Below are 8,384 nucleotides of genomic sequence, written 5' to 3'. Positions count from 1 at the left end.
TTAGCATTTAGTCCCGATAGTCAAACCCTTGCTTCTGCGAGTCAAGATCAAACCGTTAGATTGTGGCAAATAGATGGCACCGAACTCGCCGTTTTGAAAGGGCATCAAAATGGACTCTGGGCGGCAGCATTTAGCCCGGACTGTCAAATGTTGGCGTCTGCGAGTTTGGATAGTACCATTAAACTTTGGACGCCGAAAAAAACCTTATTAACCTTTCTCCAAGGACATCAAGATGCGGTTTGGGGTGTTGATTTTAGTCCAGATAGTCAAACTCTGGTTTCTGGGAGTTGGGATGGTGCGATAAAACTCTGGCGACGTGATGGTCAGGTGTTGAAGTCTTTTGAGGGGCATGATGAAGCCGTATTTGATGTTGCTGTTGCTCCCCCAGTGAAGGCTAATTTTCCCTCTGAAAATGGCAGGGTGAACAAGAAAGAAAAGAATCAAGGCAAGAGTAAAAGTATTGAATTACTGCCAACCCCTGAGCTAATCATTGCCTCAGCGAGTGGAGATAAAACGATAAAACTTTGGCAGAGTGATGGGACTTTATTGAAAACTTTACGGAAACATAGCAGTGGTGTTTACACTGTCGCATTTAGCCCAGAGGGTCAGTTGCTTGCCTCTGGAAGTGGTGATCAAACTGTCAAACTTTGGACAGGAGAGGGTCAATTACTCAAAACCTTAACCGGACATACTGGAATAGTTTTTGACGTGGTATTTAGCCCAGATGGTCAGTTGATTGCTTCTGGAGGTGAAGATAAAACGATTAAACTTTGGACAAGGGATGGTACATTGTTGAACACTTTAACCGGACATGATGATAGTATTCGTGCCTTAGCCTTTAGTCCTGATAGTCAACGCCTTGCGTCTGCGAGTTGGGACAATACGATTAAACTTTGGACAAGGGATGGTACATTACTAGCCACCCTAGATGGGCATCGCGATCGCGTCAACGGTATTGCATTTAGTCCCGATGGGCGATTTCTGGCGTCTGCGAGTTTGGATAAGACGGTTAAGCTGTGGCGCGATGATGGTACACTCCTAGTCACCTTAGAAGCTCATGGCGATCGCGTCTATGATGTGACCTTTAGTCCCGATGGTCGCACCCTTGCCTCTGCTAGTGTAGACAAAACGATCATTTTGTGGGATTTAGAGCGTACCATTGACCTGAATCAGATTTGGGCGTTTGGTTGCGATTGGGTTGAGGACTATCTGCGAACAAATGTTAACGTGAAGGAACAGGACAAAAAAGTTTGTGACAATGTTCGCCATCCTTAACAGGAATCGCACGTTCCTGGTATGCTGGTGGGTTGATCAGTGGGTTTCGACTTCGCTCAACCCATCGCTCAACCCACCGCTCAACTTACCCTACAGTATATTAAGGGTTTTGGCGATCCCAAACTTATCCTTATCGCTATATATTTTTATCAATACAGTGTGGTCATTCAGAACAAAAAATTGATACTTTTATCACTTCTACAATATGGATACTTTGACAAAGTTGGCGAATCGCCGTTATTTTGACCAACACCTTCACCAAGAATGGCATCATTTACATATAGAACAATCCCCCCTATCCTTAATTTTATGTGACATTGATTGTTTCCAAACCTACAATAAAATTTATGGCACAGCAGCGGGGGATGAGTGCTTACAACGCATTGCTGATTGCCTACGTCGCTGTGTCAAACGGACAACGGATGTCGTGGCGCGTTATGGGGGAGAAGAATTTGCCATTCTTTTACCTCATACGAATGCCATGGGAGCTTTTCAAGTAGCAGAAAAGATGCGAGAGAAAATCAAATCCCAAGGCATTGAATTTAAACCGCCTGACCCGTTCAATTTACCCGCGCCTGTTGTCACCGTTAGCTTTGGCGTTGCCTGTCTGGTTGACCCCCATACTGACATTGATACCTTGATTATGGCGGCAAATCAAGCCCTTTATCTATCGAAACAGCAAGGACGCGATCGCGTTACCCTGAGTTCAGTATAAGAAGGACGAATGACATAAAATGTAAACAAATATTGCGACTATTTTTAAAATATGTTGAGAAATGCGCCAAACCTCAAATACGGTCTTATCCTTGGAACTTAAAGAAATGTGTCGAGGTTGATGATGGAACAATTTAACAAATATCGCTTGATCTGCACCCTGAGTTTTGGCGATATCTATGGACAAATCATTGCGTGGTTAATCGTCATTTTCATAAGTCTTGCCTCTGCACTGGCGCTGTGGAGTGCCGATCGCCAAATTTATGCGTTGGCAACGGTGGGATTAGTGTTGGTCTTGTCTTTGCCCTTTTTACTTTTTGCCTTTGTGACCACATTGCTCAATCATATTGAAATATTAGCAATGGATGAGCAGGAAACAACGGCGGATAATCGCAGCAGTCGCGGTGCATCCCAACCGGCTCAGGCAACGAGCTAGTACCAGAAGGCTCTAAGTCAGACTAACTTTTCACGGGATGTGGTGTCTCTGTAGGGGCGGGTTTCACCACTATCTTTTCGGTTGCAACCGGATGTAACTAAACCCGCCCCGACTTTCGGTAGGGAATTTTAGCTTAACGCCGGAAGCCTCACGCCATATTTGTACTCAAATTGGCGTGAGATGGATAGGCGGTTAATCGATGGGGTTCAATACCCCTGAGATTGACAACCTGCGTATCAACTCACGAATAACATCGGATTGAGTTCTTTCCGTTACTTGACAAAACTTGGCGAGGTGTTCATATTCTCTATTTGATACTCGTGTTGTTACCTGTTTCATAGTTGTCAATGTGCTTTCAATGTGCTACGATTGTAGCGTATAGGTTAAACAAAATTAAAAGCTAATCGCTTGCCTGTGCATTGAACCTTGACAACCACCGAATATGGGGTTCCGTCCAGAAACCGACTACTCGTAGTCGCATCTGTGGGCGGGTAAAATTCTAGCAGTACAGAGGTATGAACACATCTTTGTATTGTTCCGGCGCGGAGGGGCATCCCGTGTCGTTAATAAAGCCAAGAGTCTCCTAAGCTCTCTTCCGGATTGTCTTGGAAGCCTACACCATACTGGACTCAGTTGGTGTAGGAGTATGTCACTAATCAGTCAAGATAGATAACAGCAGAAATTCAATCGAGTTGAGATGCGAGAACACGATGTCATTATTGTCGGCGGTGGTTTAGCCGGGTGTCGGGCGGCGTTGGAAATTAAACGCACTGATCCGAAGCTGAATGTGGCGCTGGTTGCCAAAACCCATCCGATTCGTTCCCACTCCGTTGCGGCGCAAGGGGGAATGGCGGCGACGCTGAAAAATGTGGATGCGGAGGATACCTGGGAAGCCCACGCTTTTGATACGGTTAAGGGTTCGGATTATCTGGCGGATCAAGATGCGGTGGAAATTCTTACCCGCGAAGCCCCCGATGTGGTGATTGATTTAGAACATCTGGGGGTACTCTTTTCCCGCTTACCTGATGGTCGCATTGCCCAACGTGCTTTTGGGGGTCATTCCCATCGCCGTACCTGCTATGCTGCCGATAAAACGGGTCATGCGATTCTGCATGAACTGGTAAGTAATCTCCGCAAGAACGACGTGACGGTGTACGAAGAATGGTACGTCATGCGGCTGATTTTGGAAGATGGGCAGGCAAAAGGGGTGGTAATGTTTAACCTCCTGACGACTCACCTACAAGTGGTACGGGCAAAGGCGGTGATGTTTGCCACTGGGGGCTATGGACGGGTGTTTAATACCACCTCCAATGATTTTGCCTCAACGGGGGATGGTTTAGCCATGTCCGCGTTGGCTGGGGTGCCGTTGGAGGATATGGAGTTTGTCCAGTTTCATCCAACCGGGTTATATCCGGTGGGAGTGTTAATTTCGGAAGCGGTACGAGGTGAAGGGGCGTATCTAATTAATAGCGAAGGCGATCGCTTCATGGCAAATTATGCCCCCAGTAAAATGGAACTCGCCCCACGAGATATTACCTCACGTGCGATCGCATTAGAAATTCGTGCGGGTCGCGGGGTGCATCCAGATGGGAATCCTGGAGGTCCTTGTGTCTATCTGGATTTGCGACACATGGGCAAGGAAAAGATCATGAGTCGGATTCCCTTCTGTTGGGAAGAAGCCCACCGACTGGTTGGCGTTGATGCCGTATACGAACCGATGCCCGTGCGTCCTACCGCCCATTATTCCATGGGTGGCATTCCCGTCAATACCGATGGACAGGTGCGAAGTGGACCCGATGGATTGGTTGAAGGGTTTTTTGCCGCCGGGGAATCCGCTTGTGTCTCAGTTCACGGTGCCAATCGCTTGGGGAGTAATTCCCTGCTAGAATGCGTGGTTTACGGCAAACGAACCGGGGCTGCGATCGCGCAATATATTCAAAACCGCAAATTACCCGACATTGATGAGCAAGTCTACCTCAATGCTGCTCAAAATAAGATTAATGCCTTGCTGGGTCAATCCGGAAGCCTACGCATCGGTCAACTGCGTCAAAACTTCCAAGACTGTATGACTCAATACTGTGGTGTCTTCCGCACCGAGGCATTAATGCAGGAAGGATTAAATCAACTGCAACAGTTGAAACAGCAGTATCAAAATATCTATTTAGATGACAAAGGAAGCTGCTGGAATACGGAATTAATCGAAGCGTTGGAACTGCGGAATCTCATGGTGGTTGGGGAAATCATTCTCACCTCTGCCCTAAATCGCCAAGAAAGTCGCGGTGCCCATTCTCGCGAGGATTATCCCCAACGGGATGATACCAACTTCTTGAAGCATACCTTGGCGTACTATTCCTCAGCCGGAATTGATTTGCAGTATAAATCGGTGGCTATGACCCGATTTGAACCCCAAGAACGCAAGTATTAAGCAATTCTGGCTCCCCTCTCCTCATTCTCCCCTTACTAAGGAGGAAACGTTCCCTCCCCTTGATCAGGGGAGGGTTAGGGAGAGGTTGCGTCAAACTATTGCGTTCTGGCAAGAGCTTAAGTTGACACCAATGAAGGCTTGCGCCTCTCAAAACCGTAAAATCTATTCCACCATTTTAGCGATGCCACGCCAGTGGTAGCGTGACGCTTACAACTTATAATTTATTAACATTTTTTGACTGTTTACCTAAGCTAATCATTAAGAAAATATGCAGTTCACTAAGAAAAGTATAATGATATATTTTAGTATAACATTTCTGAATTAACTCTGCTCAAAGAATTAAACTACTTGGCAGTAGATATAACAATAATCTCCACATTACTTGGAGGTTGCCATGAATTTAATACGTAACAAGCTGATTACCACAAGTTTAGCTGTAGGAGCATCTGTCATTAGTTTTGGCGTGCTATCCCAACCAGCATCTGCGGTCAACGTAACCTTTGTCAAGGAGGGAGGGAATCCCCCCGATGGCTGGACTAACTTGAACTGGACATTAGAAGGCAGAGCTGGTAAAGAACCAGGTGACTGGGAGTTTGCCACCAAAGAAGATGATGGTAATCCAATAGAGCAATTGGAATGGGAATGGCAAAACCAGGAAGAGGTTCCCTGGACGTTGGAGTGGGATGGAAATACGGTTTCCTTTAACATTCAGGATCAAACTATTTCATATTACCAGGCGACTCCACCTGCAACATCCTTTGATGGATTCTATCTCTGGACAAGAACCACGACCAGCGATGGGAAAGTCGCTCCGGGTACTAAAATGTTCTTGGAAGTCGATGCGGTTAACGGAATTGATATTGATCCAGTTTCAAGTTCCGCTATTGCGCCTGAACCAGATGGTCAAAATATCACGAAAAACTATTTTTTCAGCGATACCCAAATTAGTACTCTTTCTGGTATTGCCACGATGAGTTGGTCGGATGGAGCGCCTAACCCTAACCTGGCGGCAGCTCGTTCCCTAGTCGGCTTGAAAATTGAAGGGTTTTCTACCTCATCCACGCCTGTACCTGAACCCTTGACTCTACTTGGTTCGGCTACAGCCCTAGGTTTTGGAGCATTGTTTAAACGACAATATTCAAAACAACACAAATCCGGTTAAACCATTCAAAACATCTACCTTGAGAAACTAAGGCAGCAAATTATCTGGCGTGATTGCTGTTGTAGGGGGAAGTTGTTTTGCCCCTCCGGAGAACAGAAAACCTGCCTCTACCTTGGGAAGGGGCGGGTTTGATTTAACATTATCATCTAATAACAAAACGAAAGTCCATAAACCCGCCCCTACAAACCATGCTCAACGGGCGCTCATACTTGCGCCTGATTACAATGGTCAAATCTAATCCACAATTTTAGCTGTGTCAGTCAACTACTGGCGTGACCCACCTAAAATAAAGCTTTGTTTGTAGTGAGAACTTTAGTTCTCTAACGTCTAGCTCGACAGGGCTGAAGCCCTCACTACGAACCCAATCTATTGCACCAAATTAGCTGTGTCAGTCAACTACGCTCACATCCCCAATCAGCAATTAAGCCAATATCCTTCAGGATAATGGATGGGCGATCAGTAACCAAGGATTTAACTATTGACAATAGTGTTGCAGTGTGGTAATAGCTTCACTCAGAGCCGCTCCTCAATCTGAGTTGAAGAGAAGCTTACATTAGTCCTGTTTATCGTGAAGATTTGGTATGCTTGTGCTTCTCCTCTTCTCAAACCTTTACGAAACTTAATACAATGTAACCAACATTAACGATAAGCATATATCCTTAGTCATGATTGGCAGTCAGATTCCCTGGATAACGACGATTATTCTATTGCCGCTACTGGCGTCTCTAGCGATTCCTCTGATCCCTGACAAAGAAGGTAAAACCGTCCGCTGGTATGCCCTAGGGGTTGGCATGGCAAACTTCCTCCTCACCATCCATGCCTTTTGGCGTCACTACGATTTACAAAACTCTCAGTTCCAACTCCAAGAAACCTATTCCTGGATTCCCCAATTGGGCTTAAACTGGTCAGTCGGAGTCGATGGACTTTCTATGCCCTTAATTGTGTTATCGGGCTTCGTCACTACCCTCGCTATTCTGGCATCTTGGAAAGTCAACCGTAAGCCTCGTCTGTTTTATGTCTTGATGCTGGTGATGTATAGCGCCCAGATTGGCGTATTCGCAGCTCAGGACTTACTATTATTCTTCTTAATGTGGGAATTAGAACTGATTCCCGTGTATCTGCTGATTTCCATCTGGGGTGGAGAAAAGCGCCTCTATGCCGCGACTAAGTTTATTCTTTATACAGCAGCAGGTTCTATCTTCATTCTCGTCGCCGCATTAGCAATGGCATTCTACGGCGACACCGTTACCTTTGATATGCAACAGCTAGCCCAGAAGCATTACCCGATTGGGATGGAATTGGCGGTATATGCAGGGTTCTTAATTGCTTACGGCGTAAAATTACCGATTTTTCCCTTACATACCTGGTTACCCGATGCTCACTCTCAAGCCTCTGCCCCTGTCTCAATGATTTTAGCGGGTGTGTTGCTGAAGATGGGGGGTTACGGATTGATCCGGATGAATATGGAAATGTTGCCTGATGCCCATATTCGCTTTGCCCCGGTACTGGCTGTTTTAGGCGTCGTCAATATTATCTACGGGGCGTTGACTGCCTTTGCTCAAGATAACCTGAAACGGCGCTTGGCGTATTCTTCTATTTCCCACATGGGATTTGTCCTAGTTGGTATTGCCTCCTTCACGGCATTAGGTACAAATGGCGCAATGCTACAAATGATCTCTCATGGATTAATTGCCGCCGCGTTATTCTTCCTGTCGGGTGTCACTTATGATCGCACCCATACCCTGGCAATGGAAAATATGGGCGGTATGGCAAAACAAATGCCTAAAGTATTTGCCCTGTTTACGGCTGGTGCTATGGCATCTTTAGCATTACCGGGAATGAGTGGGTTTGTGGGAGAATTGTCTATCTTCCTCGGCATGTCTACTAGCGATGCCTATAACTCATCCTTTAAAGTAGTAATGGTACTGTTAGCCGCCGTGGGATTAATCCTCACTCCCATCTATCTACTCTCCATGCTGCGTCAGGTGTTCTATGGCACAGCTAAGGCGGAATTGGCGATGGATAATTATTTTGGAGATGCCAACCCACGGGAAATATTTATCGCCCTGTGCTTGTTAATTCCCATCGTCGGCATTGGTTTATATCCGAAGGTTGCTACCCAAACCTATGATGTCAAAACCGTGGCGGTAACGGCTCAAGTGCGTCAAGTTTTGCCAGTCGTTGCACAAGAACGGACAAACCTGTATTCTGGTAAATTCAACGCACCATCCCTACCCAAAGCCAAAGCCCAACCTTTGCTGGGTATACTTGAATAAGTTGACTCTCCAGATTATCAGGTCAACTCGCATTTACGAAACAAGTAGGGGCACGGCACTGCCGTGCCCTTACCTATGTGTTATGTGTGTTATGTA

General features: G+C 46.1%; 6 protein-coding genes. All 6 read left to right on the top strand.

The annotated features are described in order from the left end of the window. Nucleotides 1–1,275: WD40 repeat domain-containing protein (locus tag MC7420_RS41835; RefSeq protein ID WP_083799173.1), on the top strand; the 1,275-nt coding region annotated here is incomplete at its 5' end. 205 nt (nt 1,276–1,480) lie between these two features. Continuing rightward, a complete protein-coding gene (locus MC7420_RS25505; protein WP_052307551.1) occupies nt 1,481–1,990 on the top strand; it encodes a diguanylate cyclase in 510 nt (169 codons plus the stop codon). Nucleotides 1,991–2,113: 123 nt separating this feature from the next. After that, nucleotides 2,114–2,425, top strand: coding sequence for a hypothetical protein (locus MC7420_RS25500; protein ID WP_006103933.1), 312 nt, complete (start codon nt 2,114–2,116; stop codon nt 2,423–2,425). Between the two features lie 697 nt (nt 2,426–3,122). Then, entirely contained in the window at nt 3,123–4,850 is a 1,728-nt protein-coding gene (locus tag MC7420_RS25495; RefSeq protein WP_006103981.1) for a succinate dehydrogenase/fumarate reductase flavoprotein subunit, read from the top strand. Nucleotides 4,851–5,244: 394 nt separating this feature from the next. After that, on the top strand, nt 5,245–6,012 hold the full coding sequence (locus MC7420_RS25490) for a PEP-CTERM sorting domain-containing protein (RefSeq protein WP_006103929.1): 768 nt from the start codon (nt 5,245–5,247) through the stop codon (nt 6,010–6,012). A gap of 665 nt (nt 6,013–6,677) precedes the next feature. Next, nucleotides 6,678–8,288: an NAD(P)H-quinone oxidoreductase subunit 4 gene (locus MC7420_RS25485; protein ID WP_006103950.1), complete on the top strand. Its 1,611-nt coding sequence runs from the start codon at nt 6,678–6,680 to the stop codon at nt 8,286–8,288. Nucleotides 8,289–8,384: the final 96 nt, after the last annotated feature.

The organism is Coleofasciculus chthonoplastes PCC 7420, assembly GCF_000155555.1.
GTDB classification, from domain to species: Bacteria; Cyanobacteriota; Cyanobacteriia; order Cyanobacteriales; family Coleofasciculaceae; genus Coleofasciculus; species Coleofasciculus chthonoplastes_A.
This window is presented reverse-complemented; position numbering and strand designations above follow the sequence as displayed.

Excerpts from the sequence above, each read along its gene's own strand:
- MC7420_RS25505 (WP_052307551.1), top strand. The coding sequence starts at position 1,481 with ATGGATACTTTGACAAAGTTGGCGAATCGCCGTTATTTTGACCAACAC.
- MC7420_RS25500 (WP_006103933.1), top strand. The coding sequence starts at position 2,114 with ATGGAACAATTTAACAAATATCGCTTGATCTGCACCCTGAGTTTTGGC.
- MC7420_RS25495 (WP_006103981.1), top strand. The coding sequence starts at position 3,123 with ATGCGAGAACACGATGTCATTATTGTCGGCGGTGGTTTAGCCGGGTGT.
- MC7420_RS25490 (WP_006103929.1), top strand. The coding sequence starts at position 5,245 with ATGAATTTAATACGTAACAAGCTGATTACCACAAGTTTAGCTGTAGGA.
- MC7420_RS25485 (WP_006103950.1), top strand. The coding sequence starts at position 6,678 with ATGATTGGCAGTCAGATTCCCTGGATAACGACGATTATTCTATTGCCG.